The organism is Clostridium sp. LXY-7 (genome assembly GCF_056172015.1).
In genome coordinates, this window is record NZ_JBLLJL010000002.1 from 727035 (window position 1) to 743722 (window position 16688).

The 16688-nt window shown below is 28.3% G+C and carries 16 protein-coding genes; 15 read left to right on the forward strand and 1 reads right to left on the reverse strand.

What is annotated here, in order from left to right:
* Positions 1 to 332 precede the first annotated feature (332 nt).
* The 3 genes from ACI48Q_RS10615 (at position 333) to ACI48Q_RS10625 (ending at position 3490) form a co-directional block, all read left to right on the forward strand.
* A complete protein-coding gene (locus ACI48Q_RS10615; protein WP_474919052.1) occupies positions 333 to 908 on the forward strand; it encodes a TetR-like C-terminal domain-containing protein in 576 nt (191 codons plus the stop codon).
* A 135-nt stretch (positions 909 to 1043) separates the two neighbouring features.
* Positions 1044 to 1922, forward strand: a complete 879-nt coding sequence (locus ACI48Q_RS10620) for a DegV family protein (RefSeq protein WP_474919053.1) — start codon at positions 1044 to 1046, stop codon at positions 1920 to 1922.
* A 110-nt stretch (positions 1923 to 2032) separates the two neighbouring features.
* Positions 2033 to 3490: a glycosyltransferase gene (locus ACI48Q_RS10625; RefSeq protein WP_474919054.1), complete on the forward strand. Its 1458-nt coding sequence runs from the start codon at positions 2033 to 2035 to the stop codon at positions 3488 to 3490.
* Between the two features lie 81 nt (positions 3491 to 3571).
* Here the strand turns inward: ACI48Q_RS10625 and ACI48Q_RS10630 are convergent, their stop codons facing one another.
* Entirely contained in the window at positions 3572 to 4645 is a 1074-nt protein-coding gene (locus tag ACI48Q_RS10630; protein WP_474919055.1) for a GIY-YIG nuclease family protein, read from the reverse strand.
* A 504-nt stretch (positions 4646 to 5149) separates the two neighbouring features.
* On the opposite strand from ACI48Q_RS10630, the gene ACI48Q_RS10635 reads away from it, so the two are divergent.
* The 12 genes from ACI48Q_RS10635 to ACI48Q_RS10690 are packed head-to-tail and all read left to right on the forward strand — an operon-like array spanning position 5150 to position 16685.
* Positions 5150 to 5965, forward strand: a complete 816-nt coding sequence (locus ACI48Q_RS10635) for a purine-nucleoside phosphorylase (protein ID WP_474919056.1) — start codon at positions 5150 to 5152, stop codon at positions 5963 to 5965.
* 24 nt (positions 5966 to 5989) lie between these two features.
* The gene (locus ACI48Q_RS10640; protein ID WP_474919057.1) at positions 5990 to 7261 is read left to right on the forward strand and encodes an amidohydrolase; all 1272 of its coding nucleotides are present in this window, start codon (positions 5990 to 5992) and stop codon (positions 7259 to 7261) included.
* Positions 7243 to 7890, forward strand: coding sequence for a hypothetical protein (locus tag ACI48Q_RS10645; protein ID WP_474919058.1), 648 nt, complete (start codon positions 7243 to 7245; stop codon positions 7888 to 7890). Before ACI48Q_RS10640 ends, ACI48Q_RS10645 begins: the two co-directional genes overlap by 19 nt.
* Before the next feature lie 19 nt (positions 7891 to 7909).
* On the forward strand, positions 7910 to 8230 hold the full coding sequence (locus ACI48Q_RS10650) for an Os1348 family NHLP clan protein (RefSeq protein WP_474919059.1): 321 nt from the start codon (positions 7910 to 7912) through the stop codon (positions 8228 to 8230).
* Positions 8230 to 8871: a hypothetical protein gene (locus ACI48Q_RS10655; protein WP_474919060.1), complete on the forward strand. Its 642-nt coding sequence runs from the start codon at positions 8230 to 8232 to the stop codon at positions 8869 to 8871. Before ACI48Q_RS10650 ends, ACI48Q_RS10655 begins: the two co-directional genes overlap by 1 nt.
* 1 nt (position 8872) lies before the next feature.
* Entirely contained in the window at positions 8873 to 10114 is a 1242-nt protein-coding gene (locus ACI48Q_RS10660; RefSeq protein ID WP_474919061.1) for a DUF6365 family protein, read from the forward strand.
* 11 nt (positions 10115 to 10125) lie between these two features.
* A complete protein-coding gene (locus ACI48Q_RS10665; protein ID WP_474919062.1) occupies positions 10126 to 10998 on the forward strand; it encodes a hypothetical protein in 873 nt (290 codons plus the stop codon).
* 26 nt (positions 10999 to 11024) lie between these two features.
* Entirely contained in the window at positions 11025 to 11837 is an 813-nt protein-coding gene (locus ACI48Q_RS10670; protein ID WP_474919063.1) for a sugar phosphate nucleotidyltransferase, read from the forward strand.
* Positions 11838 to 11863: 26 nt separating this feature from the next.
* Positions 11864 to 12775 (forward strand): radical SAM protein, encoded by a 912-nt coding sequence (locus ACI48Q_RS10675; RefSeq protein WP_474919064.1) that lies wholly within the window; start codon positions 11864 to 11866, stop codon positions 12773 to 12775.
* Entirely contained in the window at positions 12766 to 14010 is a 1245-nt protein-coding gene (locus ACI48Q_RS10680; protein ID WP_474919065.1) for a DUF6365 family protein, read from the forward strand. Before ACI48Q_RS10675 ends, ACI48Q_RS10680 begins: the two co-directional genes overlap by 10 nt.
* A gap of 28 nt (positions 14011 to 14038) precedes the next feature.
* A complete protein-coding gene (locus ACI48Q_RS10685; RefSeq protein WP_474919066.1) occupies positions 14039 to 15721 on the forward strand; it encodes a B12-binding domain-containing radical SAM protein in 1683 nt (560 codons plus the stop codon).
* A 34-nt stretch (positions 15722 to 15755) separates the two neighbouring features.
* The gene (locus ACI48Q_RS10690; protein ID WP_474919067.1) at positions 15756 to 16685 is read left to right on the forward strand and encodes an ABC transporter ATP-binding protein; all 930 of its coding nucleotides are present in this window, start codon (positions 15756 to 15758) and stop codon (positions 16683 to 16685) included.
* Positions 16686 to 16688 lie beyond the last annotated feature (3 nt).

A 16688-nucleotide genomic window follows, 5' to 3' on the forward strand; every position in this document is an offset into this window, starting at 1 on the left:
TTATAATTTAATTCAAAATATGTGTGTTCTATATATAAATAATACCACAATAATTATTGTATGTAAATAATATATTATTGAAAAACAATAAAATATTATTGACTATAGAAAATCAAATAATGAATTAAACTCAATAGTAAAGCAAAATGCTATTTTGTAAATTGAAATGCAATATTTGTAACTGATGTTCTAGAATATTTGTATCAATTTAAGTGATTTATTGCAGGTGTAAAAGGCAAATGCTATAATAAGTTATCAAAATTGATACTTTTATAATGGTATTGGGTAAAAATTAAAATATATAAAAAGTAAAAAAGAAAGGAAAGATATTATTGACTGAAAGTCTTTCAACTAATAATACAAAAACATTATTAGGCAAAGCATTAAAACAACAAATGAGTATAAAACCATTAGAAAAAATAACTATTCAAGAGCTTGCGGATATATGTAATTTAAATCGTAGAACTTTTTATTATCATTTTCAAGATATTTATAAGTTATTAGAATGGGTTTACAAAGAAGAGGCATTAAATCAATTAGAAGTTCATAATAATTATATTACCTGGCAAGAGGGATTATTACATTTATTTAATTATATACAAAAGGATGAAAAAGTTTCATTATGTGCTTTTCGCTCATTAGGAAGAACACATTTAGAAAAATTTATGTATTCTGTAACTTATCGTGTATCAAGAGAAATAATAGACGAATTAACAACTGATTTAACAGTGGAAAATAAATATAAGGATTTTGTTGCCCATTACTATACTGTATCCTTAGTAGGAATTGTTATTCAATGGCTGCAAAATGGCATGAAGGAAAAACCTGAAAATATAACAGAATTAGTTTTAATTACAATACAAGGCTCTATGAGACAAGCATTAGAAAGATTTGCAAAACTAGCTTAGCAGAAAATTATATTTACACAAAATAAGAATTTTGTGCATATACAGCCTATATAGACAATGATAAAATTATATCTAATTATCAAATTAATAAAATATTATATGAATATTAAGAGAATTTTAGGAGGATTATTATATATGCAGGACTATATTATCGTTACAGATTCAACCGCAGATTTACCATTAGAATTAATTGAGAAGTTAGATATTCATGTCGTACCTATGTCTTTCGAAATCGAAAATATTAGTTATCTACATTATCCAGATGAAAGAGAAATGAGTTTCCATAAGTTCTATGAAAAATTAAGGGATGGAAAAACTTCACTTACAACTCAAATTAATTATATTACTTACAAAAACTTTTTTGAAAACATACTTAAACAAGGAAAAGATATATTATATATAGCTTTTTCCTCTGGATTAAGTGGAACTTATAATAATTCACAAATTGTTATTAGAGATATTTTAGAAGAATATCCTCAAAGAAAGATTATAAGCGTTGATTCTATTTCTGCTTCAATAGGTGAAGGGCTTTTAGTATATAATGCTGTTCAAAAAAAGCAGGAAGGTATGAGCATAGAAGAGTTAAAACAGTGGATTGAACAAAATAGGGACAAGGTATGTCATTGGTTTACCGTTGAAGATTTAAATCATCTAAAGCGAGGTGGACGAATTTCATCAGTGGAAGCTATTGTAGGAACAGCCTTAAAAATAAAACCTGTGTTAAGCGTTGACCATAAGGGACACTTGATTACTGTTTCTAAAGTAAGAGGGAAAAAAAAATCATTAGAAGTTTTAATAGAACGAATGATTGAGGATGGAATAGATTTAAATAACCAGACAGTAATTATAGGACATGGAGATAGCCTCGAAAATGCAGAAAGTTTAGCGGAACTTATTAGAGAAAGAGCTATTGTTAAAGAAATTATTATAAGCCAAATAGGCCCTATCATAGGAACCCATACAGGTGCTGGTATGATAGGATTAAGTTTCATGGGAAATAAAAATTTGAATTAATAATATTTTAAGACATGTATTTCTATAATTGTAACTTATTTAGGAACTTTATTTAATATTTTCCTATAAACTGTAATAGTATATTAAAAAGTTTATAGGAGTAAGAATAAATGAATGGAAATATAGAAATAGGCAATGATTCATTAAATTTACTAAATGAATATCCCCATACCCCTAATGCAGAGAATATGAAATATACTAGTATAATAATTTTAACTTTTAATCAATTAGATTATACAAAGCTATGTATAGAGAGTATTAGAAAATTTACCCAAAAGGATTACTATGAAATAATTGTGGTAGATAATAATTCCACAGATGGAACTGTGGAATGGCTAAATTCTCAAGAAGATTTAAAGATAATCTACAATGAAGAGAATAGGGGATTTCCTGCTGGCTGTAATCAAGGCATTAAGATTGCAACAGGGGAAAGTGTTTTACTATTAAATAACGATACCATAGTGACTCCAAATTGGCTAAATGATCTTAATAAAGCTTTATATAGTAAAGAGGATATAGGTGCAGTCGGACCTATAACTAATAGTTATGGTAATCATCAAGAAGTTTCCTGTTCATATAAAAATCTGTTAGAGATGATTCAGTTTTCATTATCACTTAACGCTCTAAATAAAGACTTATATGAATATAAATTTAACTTAATTGGGTACTGTTATTTAATAAAAAAGCAGCTATTAGATAAAATTGGATTATTAGATGAAAGATTTACCCCTGGAAACTATGAAGATGATGACTTATCCTTAAGGATAATCAATGAAGGATATACTTTATTATGTTGTAAAGATATTTTTATTCATCATTTTGGTGGTACTTCTTTTAAAAAGAATATAAATAAATTTAATCACACAATGATAATAAATCACTGTAAGCTAAAAGAAAAATGGGGATTTGATATACACTACTATGGAAATGCAAGATCTGACATAATTAATATGATGGTAGCTGACGAAAAGGATCCAATTAAGGTGTTAGAAGTTGGATGTGGAGTGGGTGGAACTCTAATGGCTATAAAAAATAAATATAAAAACTCTTCTCTATATGGCATTGAATATATTGAAAAGGTAGGCAAAATAGCAAAAGCACTAACAATAACTAATGATATTATTATAGGGAATGTTGAAACTTTAGCATTATCCTATGAAGAAGAAATCTTCGATTATATTATATTTGGAGACGTATTAGAACACCTTGTTGATCCTTGGAATACCTTAAAAAAGCTTAAAAAATATTTAAAAAAAGATGGATTCATTTTGGCAAGTATTCCTAATGTAATGCACATAAGTGTTATTAATAATTTAATACGTGGAAGATTTCAATATACAGATCAAGGACTTTTAGATAAAACTCATCTAAGATTCTTTACTTATCATGAAATAGTACAGATGTTTGCATCCATTGGACACACTATAGTTAAGCAGCTAGCAAATACTATATCTACAAATGAAGAAGAAACAGCTTTAATGGATAATTTATGCAAAATAACTAATGAAGGCTTTAAAATCCAATATTATATTTATCAATATCTTATTTGCTCCAAGGCCAATAACTAATATTAGAATTAAGCTTCTTATAATGAAAAAGCTATCTATTATTGTGAGATAGCTTTTTTATGTATAAGAGAATATTTTATATTAATTCAATAATTTATTTAATTCCATATCCATATTGACATGATTTTCAGAGTTAAGCCAGCTCTCAGGAATTATAGTATATCTACAATTGTTACTCTTTAAGTAACTATATATTATTTGCGCTTCATCTATTTCATCTCTAGTAATTTCTGTAGAGAAATTAAAGGTTTTAGTGCTAAAATAGGTTAAAATATTTATTTTTATCAAAGCTCTTACATCTTCAATATTTAAATTATCTATCCTATACATATAACTAAAAATGACTTTATTTCTTTTAATAAGAAAGAGTTTAAATGTACACTCACTTAAATACTCAATCATTACAATATTCTTATTCTCTTCTGCGAAATCTATAATCTTTTCTTTACTTATAAGATAATTTGCTGAACTTATGTAATCTCTATACTTTGCTGCAGCCTCAAAATTAAAATCTTCGGAATATCCCAACATTTTTTTCTCCATTTTTTCAAGGATACCTTTGTCAGTACCATTAAGTAAGGCTATAATCTCATTAATTATGCTATGATACTCTTCAACGCTAGGTTCTCCTATGCATGTCCCAATACACAAGTCTAAGGAGTAGTTTAAACATGAAGTACCTTTTTTAGATGTATTACTACAGTTTATTTTACAATGCTCTTTTATACCAGAAATAGCTCTTTCCACAGTACTTTTATTTGTATAGGGACCAAAATATAGCCTGTTTTCATTTTCTTCCTTCCTATTGACAATTTCAATCCTAGGATAGTCTTCATCTATTGATATTTCTATATATTTATAAGATTGAGGACTCTTCATCAATTTATTATATCTAGGTTTTATTTCTTTTATTAATTCACATTCTAGCATAAAAGCTTCAAACTCCGTATCAGTAACTATATATTGAAAATCCTTTAAATTTTGCACAAGCTTTCTAACTTTTGGAGAATGGGCCTTTGAATTCTGAAAGTAAGATTGAACTCTTTTTCTAAGTTCCTTTGACTTTCCCACATAAATTATGTCATCAGAAGAATCTTTCATAAGGTAAACTCCAGGGGATGAGGGAATGTCCTTTAATTTTTCCTTTAAACTCATATTATAATACCTCTTTCCACTAGATAATAAATCTTTATTATTATACCATCATGTTAAAAAAATCTGCAAAGATAAAATTATCTTTCCTTTTATGAGCATCTAAAAATCTCTGCTAATTTTTTCACATCTATTCAAATCTAAACCTAATTATTTTTGAAAAAACATTGCTAAATTCCAATAAATCAGATTAAAAACAAAAAAATCGTGTGATTTACCATCTAACTAACAGTTTTTTTTCTTCTAACACTTTTTAATACGATAATTATCTATAAATTATTGTTAAATAATTTATAGATAAGTATAACTCAATATGCAATAGAATCAACTTTAAGTATAAATCAACAAAAGTAAGCATTACTATACCAAATAAATCATAATAATGTAATATTATACCTTATATATAATATATATAATTATATAATATGAAATCTAAAATGAATTTTTCAAAATGAAAATATATTATAATACTTTTGATTTTTAGATACTAAATAGAAGGAGAAAAAAATGGATACGCATATCAAAGAAAGTGGTATTTATATAATCAATAAAGCCGTCATAACTCCTAATATCGCTATTATTCTTGGCTCTGGTTTTGGAGGACTCACTAAACTAATCAAGGATGAAATAATCCTTGATTATAAAGATATTCCTTATTTCAAATCTACAATAAATCCTATGCACGAAGGAAAATTATATATAGGTAAAATAGCTGGAGTAGATGTTATACTTCTTTCAGGAAGATACCATTATTATGAAAGATTTAGCATGGAGGAGATAGCATATCCCATTCAAGTATTAAAAGAGATAGGAGTTGAAACACTTATTATTACTAATGCTGCAGGTGGTATTAATGAAAACTTACATGTAGGTGAGTTAATGATGATTACTGATCATATTAAGTTTTTTTCTGAGTCACCTCTTCGACACCTTAAAAATAAAGAAAGTAATTATTTTTGCAATATGACAGAAGTTTATACTGAAAATTTACAAAGTATTGCATTAAAAGTATCAGAAAAAATTAATTATCCTTTGAAAAAAGGTGTTTATGCTTTTATGCCAGGTCCACAATTTGAAACATCAGCAGAAATTCGTATGCTACAGATTTTAGGAGCTGATGCAGTAGGTATGTCAACTGTACCAGAGGTTATTATGGGAGCTTACTGTAATTTAAATATATTAGGTTTGTCTTGTATTACTAATATGGCATCAGGAATAAAAGATAGTAAACCTACAGAAAAGGAAATCTCTGAAGTTAGTAACTGTTATTTAGGTTTGTGGATAAAATTTATAGAAGAAATTTTATTAGAACTTGCACCTTAAGTATTAAGAGAGAGATGGTGAAAAATGTTATTTAAGAATATATTTTATGTTGATGAAAATAATGAAATAAAAAAAGGCTTTGTTAAAATTGAAAATGGATTAATTAAAAGTATATCAGAAGAAATGCCAAGAAATTATGCGAATGAAGAGTATGATGGCTTAAATAAATTACTTATTCCTGGCCTTATTAATTCACATACCCATGTCTCAATGACTTTATTTAGAGGAATGGGAAACGGATTGCCACTTGATCGTTGGCTTAATGAAGTGATTTTTCCAGCAGAAGCTAAACTTGATTTTACAAGCGTATACCATGGAGCCTTATTAGGTATTGCAGAAATGTTAGCTTGTGGGATAACTTCTTTTAGCGATATGTATATGTTTGGGGAGAGTGTTATTAAGGCAGCATTAGAAGCAGGAATAAAAATTAATTATAGTGAGGTTATATTTAGTCGCCACGAAGAAAGCTTAAATTCATTACATCAATTTAAAACATTAGAGCAGTTGCATCAGACATATAGTAATGAAGATCAAAAGGTAATAATTGATGCAGCTATTCACGCTGAATATAGTAATACAGAAAAGGTAATTAGAGAGATAGCGGAATATGCTCTTGAGAATAATATGAGAATACATTTACATTTATCTGAGACGGAAAGAGAACATATAGAGTGTAAAAAAAGACGAAATGGATTAACACCTACAGCATTCTTTGAAAAGTGTGGTGTGTTTGAAGTTCCTGTTCTTGCAGCACATGGTGTCTATTTAGAAAAAGAAGACTTAGATATTTTAACTCAAAAGAAAGTATCTATAGCACATAATATTTCTAGTAATTTGAAATTAGGCAGTGGTATAGCTCCTATTGAACAAATGTTATCAAAAGGTATCAATATTTCTTTAGGCACAGACGGAGCTGCTAGTAATAACACTCTCAATATATTAAAAGAGTTACATTTAGCAGCATTAGTGCATAAAGGAGTAAATCATAACCCTTGCCTGCTATCAAATAATCAACTAATGGATATGGCAACTCGAAATGGAGCTAAGCAACAAGGACGACAATATACAGGCGTTATAAAAGAAGGGTATAAAGCGGATTTAGCAGTAATTGAATTAAATCAACCACATATGAAACCATATCATCAGATATTAGATAACCTTATTTATTGCTCACAAGGAGGAGATGTGATTTTAACAATGGTTGATGGAGAGATTCTTTATAAAGATGGGAAGTTTACTACCATAGATATAGAAAAAATATACAAAGGAGTTGAAGAATGTATACAAAAGTTATAGAAAAATCAGAGAAAGACAATATGATTATTCCTATTAGTAAAAGTGATATAGAGTTATTTAATACAATAGTATTTATTACACATACACCTAATCCTCATCAACGTATTAAAAAATTACTATGTATTGAAAAAAATGAGAAATCAGAAGAAATGTTCGTAGCAGAAGGTCTATTTTATTTACTTAATAAAAAGTGCAATGACATATTGGAAAATCAAGACTATCTTTTAAAAGCTTATACTATTTTTGAAGATATTTTAGAAAGAAAACCCAATTACTGGATTATTTCTATTTATTGGGTTAAGACAGGCCTTATAATACCCTGCACAGTAGAGAATCAGCAAAAAATGTATCAACAACTACATTATCTAATTAATCTTCATGAGAGAAGTGAATATCAAGGATATTTTGTAATTACTTATTTATTATTAGCAGAACTTTGTTATTCCAATGGGCAAGTAGAAGAGGCTGCTGAAATAATTAAGAAGGCTAATAAATTAGAAGTTAAAAAAATCAAAGAACTAAGACAATATTTTGATATGTGCTTTGAAGAAATATGTAAGAAATTAGAGATTTCTAGAGAAAAGGAAATGTTAAATACAATAAAAGAATTAAGGGCTAAATATATATAGATATAGGAGGATTTTGATTATGGACGATAAGAAGAATATTATTGAAAATATAGAAGGAAATGAAGTAGACAACGAAAATACAGCAATAAAGGAGCTGATTATTCGTGCTATAAATGAACCTGATTTTAAACAATTACTTATTGATGACCCAAAAGAGGCTATGAAATCATATAAGCTAACAGATGTACAAAAGATGTTATTAAGCTGTCTTGAAGCAGAAGACTTAGAGAAGTTAACAGTTGATAATTTAGAGGAATATTTCTCAGCTGACTCTGCTATCTATACACCAGACTATGATGCTGAATTGGATGAGGAAGAAGCTGGAGAGGATGATATTTAATGGGGGAAGAAAAGTGGTGTATTACGAAAAAAGATGAAGAATTGTTTCGTATTGCTTCAATGATGGCTAAACTCAATCAAAAAGGCGGCAAGTACAAAGAAAAACTGAAAATGCAGTATGAAAATAACAGCGAAAATATAGATATTGTGGCTGTTTATGCCTTGTTTACTCTATTGCAAAATAGTTTAGCTACACAATATACTACACCTATTAATACTAATTTAGCATTAAGTTTATTCGAAGATATATTGAAAGTAAGACCTGACCATTGGGCTATTCGGCTATATAGAGTCAGAGTGTGGATGATCCTCCCTACTAATGTGGCTATGTCAGATAAAATTGAAGAGGAACTAAAATATATCATTGCTGAGCAAAAAGAAGCAGATTATAAACCCTATTATATAATTCCATATTTTATGTTAACAGAATATCTTATAGATCATAAGCGTACAGAAGAAGCTATAGAAGTATCCACTAAAGCAGAAGAATTACCAAGAAGTTATATAGAACAAATACCAGATTTTCTTATGCTTATTTGCATGCAAATTGAGGAAAATATTAAGAAATCACATAAAATTGATATCTATAAAAAAATTATATATATTAGAAATCAATTATTTAAATCAATGGAAGGGGATTAACATGATAAAAATTGCAATGTTTGTCATGAGTCATATGTCAGCTGGAGAGCTAACGATTGCTTATGAGTTTGGAAGTAGATTGAACCCCCAAATGTACGATGTTGTTTTTATCATTCCTACTAATCATAAAGCGTATTTAGAAGCAAGAGATATGAAATGTTTAGTTCTTAATTTAGTAGATGGACCCAGCGTTAATAAGGATATTATAGATATTTTTATAAAGGAGTTTTCTCCAGATTATTTAGCACTGTTTGATATTTTTACTACTGAGTATTCAAAATCTTGGTCTGGTATCTGTATGGAATTTTTGAAGCAATATAGAATTAAGATCATAGGCTCAGATGAATATCAATATACTGATACCGATTATAAAATAGACTACTACGCAGGGATTTCTAAAACTTTACCATCACTATTAGAAAAATGTGATTTTATTATAAGAAATTGCCCTCTAAATACAAGGCGTGGTAATGAATATAATTATATTAAGCATTTTGGGTTATATAATAAGTTTTTTGTACGTTCACTAGAGGATAAATTAGCAACAAAAAAGGCATTGGGTATAAAGGATTCTCAGAAGCTTGTATTTTATGCTTCTTCAAAATGGGAGCTTCTTAATTGTGATAAGATTCCAGCTTCAGCTAACCTTATGAAATGGATTCCAAAAATATTTGAAAATTACTTTTTATCATTAGATGAAGATATTGTAATACTTCATGTAGGACCTAACAAATGGACAACAGAAAATAAAGCTTTAAAGTATATTCATTTTGATACTTTATTACCACAACAATTTGATGAATATTTATTGTCATCAGATTTATTTATCACTATGAATCTTGTTTCAGTAACGCTATCAAAGGCTATATTTGGACTTATTCCAAGTGTGGTTTTTCAGAATAAGAAAAAGGTAGATTTTTCTAAACTTGTGGATAGATTGCAAGTATTTCCTAATTGGTATCAAGAAATGGCTCAAAATGTTAAGGTGATTTATCCATTTAAAGTAAGTATATGGGGATGGAATAGATTTTTAAATCCTGTAATGGAAAATAATCCTTATAATGGTACTTATAAAGAGGTTGAAATAGCTAAAAAAGATTCAGTTATTGAAACACTAAAAACGTATTTATACCATGAAGATAAGATTAAACAATTACAGGAGCAGCAAATGGCTTATGTTAAGCAAATTTTAGCCATGAAATCACCAAATGAGATTATGAGTGAAATAGCATATAACGCATAGAGGAGCCAACAATGAAAATAAATGATTTGTATAAGCAAACAAATTTCCAACCAAAATTGAGTAATTTTCAGGATAATGTAACTTATGCTATTGAAATGAATAATTTCTATTTTAATGACCAAGGAGAAACTGTAAAAAATGAGAGTTTAACCACAGTATATACGAAATATATTAAAGAGGCCATTTCAAATCTTATGGTATCAACCATGTTTACTATAAATCAAGTTACTTTTGTTAAAAATGTGTCGGCTAAACCTATTGAGTGGAACTTTCCTGTGGGGTGTAAAATCCCATTTTTCTTAATGGATTTGGAATCTATCAATGAACTAGACAGAGATGAACGAAGAATTATATTGCGAAAGATTGCCGCTCAAGCAGAAAGTTTTAGTAAGTGTCTTGCTCAATTTCCTAAATTACCAAGTAGTTATTTAATAGGTATGCAGATTTACGATATAATTTCATTTGATGTTTTTTCTAACTACTTCTTTAAAATCTCATTAGAAGAAGAGAATATTGGTAAAACCGTTGAGTTAACAGATATATCACTAATAGAACATGGGATAGGACAAGGTTTATACAGTGAAGATTCAAGTTTTAAAAATGGTAAGTTTTTTGCAACCTTTTTAGGATATACCTTCTATAAAAATCGGATATGCTCTATTTACAATTATTGTTGCAATAATTCACAGGTTGCTATGAAGGACAGTAAAGTGCAAGTAAGTAAGAAAGGAATTTCTAGTTACGAAGGAATCGTCCTTTTTGATGCTAGTAACAGAATGGTAGTCATGGGAACTATGATAGAACATTATTTAGCTAAACAAGGAAATAAACAACATAATATTAGACGTGAAATAAATATAGTGATTCAAGATAATGAGAAATAAGCTAATAGATAAAAGAGGTAAATCATATGGTAAGTAAAAATAAAGAATATATTGGTCTGATACCAGCAGGTGGGAAAGGAACTAGAATGTATCCATTTAGAGGTTTAAAGGAATTAACTAATATTGGATATAAGAGGGTTTATGTGGGAGATGAAGAAAAAATAGTTCCAAAAGTACTTGGAGATTATTGTATTGACCAAATTAAACAAGTTGGTGTAAACAACCTTATAATAGTTATCAATGAAAATAAAAGTGAACTTATAAAATATTATGGTAATGGTAGTGAGTATGGCATAAACATTGCCTATTTATGCCAAGAAGTAGATAAGTTAACTGGTATGCCTATTGCTATCGATACGGCATATACATGGTTAAAAAATAAAACAGTATTAATGGGTATGTCCGATACGATTCTATTTCCTAATGATAGTTTTTGCAAGATTTTAGAATATCATGAAGAAAAAAATGCAGATTTAACATTAGGAGTTTATCCAACTAATTTTCCGGAAAAGTTGGCACCTGTTAAAATTGGATCGGATGGAAGAATAATTAATATATATGATAAACCAAGTCAAACAACCTTATATAATACTTGGAATATAGGTATATGGAATGATAAGTTTACGGAATTATTACATCAATATGTGACATATGCTAACCATCATAGTTTGAAATATTCTAATGAACTATTGTTGTCTGATATTTTTAATGAGGCTATTAAGCAAGGTTTACGAACATATGGCTATTATTTTGATACAGGAAATTGTTATGATTTAGGAGATATAAATAAATTTGTAGCATTAAAGAGGAAAATAGAAGATGAGTTTTCATTTAAATAAGTCAATGAGAAAGGGAGTATTTTTTAATGAAAAGTTTAAGTATTCATCTAACAGATCAATGTAATAATTCTTGTCAATTTTGTGTAGTTAATTCACATATTGAAAGTAAGGAGAAAGTTGATAAAAAAATAATATATAAGTATTTAAAAGATAATGCAGATAAAGGCTATGAATCAGTAAATATTCATGGAGGAGAACCCACAGTTATACCTGAATTTTTAGACGTATTAAGTTGGATAAAAGAGTATAATTATCCCAGTATTTCACTTCAAACTAATGCTAGATTATTGAGTAACATAGATTTTGCTCAAAAAGTGGTAGATGGTGGAGTAGATTTATTTGTTGTGTCAATTCATGGGAAAAATGCAGAAGAGCATGATGCTATTACCACAGTTCATGGAAGTTTCGATGAAGCAGTAGCAGGTATAAAAAATGTACTTGCTCTCAATAAAAAAGTGCGTACAAATACAGTTGTTTCAAAGCTAAATATGAACAGTCTTTGTGAAATAGTAGAATTTATAACTGAATTAGGTGTGCAACATGTTAATATTTCAGCACTTCATCCAGCGGGAAAAGCATTTGAAAATTTTTTCAAAGTTACTCCTACTTATACAGAATCAATAAAAAATGTTAAAGCTGCAGTTGATATCCTAAAAGCAAAAAATATAATAGTTACTTTAGAGGGATTCCCTTATTGTGTACTAGATGATTATGTTAAATATATGATTAACTGGGATGAAAAAAAATTCAAGTTATTATTTAGAAAAACCGTTTTAGAAGATTATGCAGATTTTATGACACAGCAGACTTGCAAATATATTAAGAAATGCAGGAGCTGCCCTGATGCAGAAAAGTGTGGAGGTATCTATAAAGAATATTTAATGTATTATGGTTCAAAAGAATTTGATGATTCTTTTGATGATAACGTATGTGGATAGCTTTTATAACAACAAGTTATTGGGCCTATGGGGAACTACTAATAGCAATTGAATTTGCTAAAAATCTCAAGTCACATGGGTATAAACCATATTTTTTTATTCCACCTTCACATGAAAAAATATTAAAAGAACAATTGATCCCATACAGTGTATTAATTCCTAAATGTGGAAAAATTAATCGTATTTTATTCGAAGATTTTGCCATGAAGCATCATCCTAAATGTGTGATATTAGCAGACTTCTTAAACTATCATTTTTGTGAAAGACACTATGGACTTACTTTAGATGACTTAAAATTGTTTGAAACAGAGATTGGAACATTTGATAATTTTGATTATAGTTATGAAAAAAGAGTAATGGATACCTATGGATTTAAAGCGAAATATTTAAGTGATTTAGATACATCATTATATAGTTTTAAATTAGTTCCTTGTCCAATAGGAAACGTGATTAATGAAAATAACAGTGTTGATAAATACTATTATGCCTTAACTACAGATTTTATTGATTATACACCTATAAAAAAACTAGCTGCAAGAAATAAGCTGAATCTTACACAAACAAAACCTATAATTTTAATCACATCGGCTGTATGGCAAGATACTTATAAGGCTTACCCAGGAATTGAACCTTTTATTACATTTGTTAATAAAAGGTTTATAGATATATTACAAACTTTAGCTAATAGAGATTATTTAATCATTTGTGTTGGAAAAGATATGGTCTTAAAGGCCAATTTACTGCATAATAATTGTTTGTTTATTCCTTCACTTGATTCAAGTAAATTTGACCAATATGCCACTGCTAGCGATCTGCTAATAACTAGAAATATTACTTCAACTACAGCCTGCAGACTTGCGATTTCAGGAATACCTACGTTGATGCTTAAGAATTCATTGAGTCGAAAGAAAATTTTACATCTTAAAGAAGAGGGCTTACTTTCACAAGAATTATATGATGAAATTAATAATCTTGATAAATACTACACATATCAAATGTTTCCTGTAGGCTGGCATACTTTTTTAAATTCTATTTTAATTAATAATCCTTATATGGGAATTATTAAAACAGAAGAAATTTTTTGCAAAGAGGCTGTTATGAAAACTATTGATGAATTAATTACAAATAGTCCAATGAAATATAGTCTAACAGAAAATAGATTAGCTTATATAAAAATGTTGAATGGTCTAAAACAACCATATGAAATTATGAATGAAATTTTAATGTTAAAGTGATACCTAAAATAGTTATGGAGGGGTTCAAATGATAAAAAAGATACATATATTTATAGCACCTGATGAAAGTTGCTTTAGATATCCAGAGAAACTGTCTAGATTATCGTTGAGTTTGGGAGCAGGGGTAATAGCGGGCTATTTAGATGAAAGAGATATTAAAACGACTTTAACAGATGTTAACATGATTTTATCAGAGAATTTTAAAGAAAAACGCAACCAATTTGGAATTGTTTATGATGTCAGTAGATTTATGTCTTATATGAATGGACAAGAAGATCTTGAGTTGGAAAATTTATTGGAATCACTGATTTTAGAGGTTGGAATTGAACAAGCTGATGCATATGGTATTTCATTAGGAGCAGATTTTTCTTTTTTTCAAATACATCTTGGTTTTTTATTAGGAAAATATTTAAAGAAGAAATATAAGAAGCCTATTTTTTTAGGTGGCAATAATATTTCATATCTTTATATTTTCAAAGATGTTTTTAAAAATTTATGGGAGTGTGTGCTTGATAACTTTTCTTATATAATAAAAGGTCCTGGAGAAGAAGCTATATATCAAATAATTACAAGGCTTAATGAAGGGCAAGAAAGTAATAATTTAAAGGATATTGGTGGGCTAGTTCATTTAAAACATGGTGAGATTGTAGCTAATAATGAAATTCAACCTAAGATTATAAAACCTTATTGGCCTATTACTGATTTTCACTATTATTATAGATATATGCTAGAAGATAAAGATGAACAAAATATTAATGATCAAAATCTTGTTTATTTTTATAAATGGCCAGACACAATTGAAAATAGTGCTGGACAATTAATAAATTTAGTAAATAAAAGGAAGGCTGAAAAAGTAAATCCTAAATTAATAATACCTTATATTTTTAATTACAATTGTCCATATAACTGTGCTTTTTGCACGCAAAGTGATTATGATAGAGGAAAAATTATAGGCGGTAACGCCCATGAAGTCATTGAAGATATAATAGCGTTAAAAGAGGAATATGATACACCTTATTTTTATTTTTTAAATAATGCATTTAATTATTCAACTCATTTCATAGAAGCTTTTTGTAATGAAGCTATTAAACGTGATATAAAAATATACTGGTCAGACTGTGGTCGATTTAATGGTTTGACCCTTGAAAAATTAAAATTAATGAAAGCTGCAGGATGTGTTAAGTTAACTTTTGGCTTTGAATCAGGTAGTAAAAAGATTATAGAGTTAATTGATAAAAAAATAGATCTTAATCAGGCTGAACAAGTTTTAAAATGGTGTAAAGAGGTAGGTATATGGGCAGATATCGAAGTAATTATAGGATTACCTCATGAATACGAAGAGGATTTCATTGATACATGTAATTTCATTAGACGTAATAAAGAGTATATCAATTATTTTTGGGTAAATGAGTATTTTGTTGTACCAAATAGTCTAATTGGACGTTTACCAGGAAAATATGGGGTTGAATTATTAAAAACAAATGTGTCTTATGAAAAAATAACACAGGAAAATCAACTTTATTTTATGAATGAACATGAGAGAAACATTCCATCAAATTCTAGATTGTATGGATACAATGAGATTGATGGAAGAGAATATAAGAAGATTTTGAATGATAATAAACGAAAAATAGGGATTATAAACAAACTTCAAAATAAAGAATTTCATGAAGCAGCGAAGTTTTTCATGATGTTATTGAACAAAAAATAATATTTAACAAAGCTAGTGAGAGGGAGAGAATTATATGAGTTTGGTTCAAGTAGAAGGTGTAACTAAACAATATGGGGAAAAATCAGTTGTGAATCAGTTAGATTTGCAAATTGAAGAAGGAGAAATCTTTGGGCTAATTGGTCCTAATGGCGCAGGAAAGAGTACTTTTATCAATATGTGCTGTGGATTACTTAAACCAACAAGAGGTGTTATTAAACTTTGGGGTAATGAAATGACTCATGTAGGAAAAGCAGTGAAAAAAGATATTGGATATATTCCTCAAGAACTTGCTGTATTTGAAGACTTAACAGCTTATGAAAATGTAAAGTATTTTGGAACATTAGCTGATCTTAAAGGAAAATTGTTACAAGATAGAATTGACGAATCATTGAGGTTTGTTAAATTGAATATAGAAGATAAGACATTAGTTAAATATTTTTCGGGAGGCATGAAAAGAAGATTAAATATAGCATGTGGTATTTTGCATAAGCCTAAATTAATTATTATGGACGAACCAACAGTAGGTGTAGATCCTCAGTCTCGTACTCATATTTTAGAATCTGTTCAAGAATTAAATAAACAGGGTGCTACTATTATTTATACAAGTCATTATATGGAGGAAATCGAAGCCATATGTACCAAAATAGGTATTATGGATCAAGGAAAAATTATTTCATTAGGAACTAAGCAAGAACTTAGTAAGCTAGAAAGTTTAGATTATAAAATAATCTTAAGATTAACTGAAATAGATGAAAAAATAATAAATCAAATACAGAATATAGACAAAGTTAATAAAGTAGAGTATGTAAATAATCTCTTGGAAATAACTACTGGTAAAAGCGAGGATATTATTCAAAATCTATGGGAAATTATACCACTTGAAACAATCAAAGAACTGAAGATAGAAGAAGAAAATTTGGAAAAGATTTTCTTAATGAAAACAGGTAGGAACCTAAGAGATTAAATG

Excerpts from the sequence above, each read along its gene's own strand:
- ACI48Q_RS10620 (WP_474919053.1), top strand. The coding sequence starts at position 1,044 with ATGCAGGACTATATTATCGTTACAGATTCAACCGCAGATTTACCATTA.
- ACI48Q_RS10625 (WP_474919054.1), top strand. The coding sequence starts at position 2,033 with ATGAATGGAAATATAGAAATAGGCAATGATTCATTAAATTTACTAAAT.
- ACI48Q_RS10630 (WP_474919055.1), bottom strand. The coding sequence starts at position 4,645 with ATGAGTTTAAAGGAAAAATTAAAGGACATTCCCTCATCCCCTGGAGTT.
- ACI48Q_RS10635 (WP_474919056.1), top strand. The coding sequence starts at position 5,150 with ATGGATACGCATATCAAAGAAAGTGGTATTTATATAATCAATAAAGCC.
- ACI48Q_RS10640 (WP_474919057.1), top strand. The coding sequence starts at position 5,990 with ATGTTATTTAAGAATATATTTTATGTTGATGAAAATAATGAAATAAAA.
- ACI48Q_RS10645 (WP_474919058.1), top strand. The coding sequence starts at position 7,243 with ATGTATACAAAAGTTATAGAAAAATCAGAGAAAGACAATATGATTATT.
- ACI48Q_RS10650 (WP_474919059.1), top strand. The coding sequence starts at position 7,910 with ATGGACGATAAGAAGAATATTATTGAAAATATAGAAGGAAATGAAGTA.
- ACI48Q_RS10655 (WP_474919060.1), top strand. The coding sequence starts at position 8,230 with ATGGGGGAAGAAAAGTGGTGTATTACGAAAAAAGATGAAGAATTGTTT.
- ACI48Q_RS10660 (WP_474919061.1), top strand. The coding sequence starts at position 8,873 with ATGATAAAAATTGCAATGTTTGTCATGAGTCATATGTCAGCTGGAGAG.
- ACI48Q_RS10665 (WP_474919062.1), top strand. The coding sequence starts at position 10,126 with ATGAAAATAAATGATTTGTATAAGCAAACAAATTTCCAACCAAAATTG.
- ACI48Q_RS10670 (WP_474919063.1), top strand. The coding sequence starts at position 11,025 with ATGGTAAGTAAAAATAAAGAATATATTGGTCTGATACCAGCAGGTGGG.
- ACI48Q_RS10675 (WP_474919064.1), top strand. The coding sequence starts at position 11,864 with ATGAAAAGTTTAAGTATTCATCTAACAGATCAATGTAATAATTCTTGT.
- ACI48Q_RS10680 (WP_474919065.1), top strand. The coding sequence starts at position 12,766 with ATGTGGATAGCTTTTATAACAACAAGTTATTGGGCCTATGGGGAACTA.
- ACI48Q_RS10685 (WP_474919066.1), top strand. The coding sequence starts at position 14,039 with ATGATAAAAAAGATACATATATTTATAGCACCTGATGAAAGTTGCTTT.
- ACI48Q_RS10690 (WP_474919067.1), top strand. The coding sequence starts at position 15,756 with ATGAGTTTGGTTCAAGTAGAAGGTGTAACTAAACAATATGGGGAAAAA.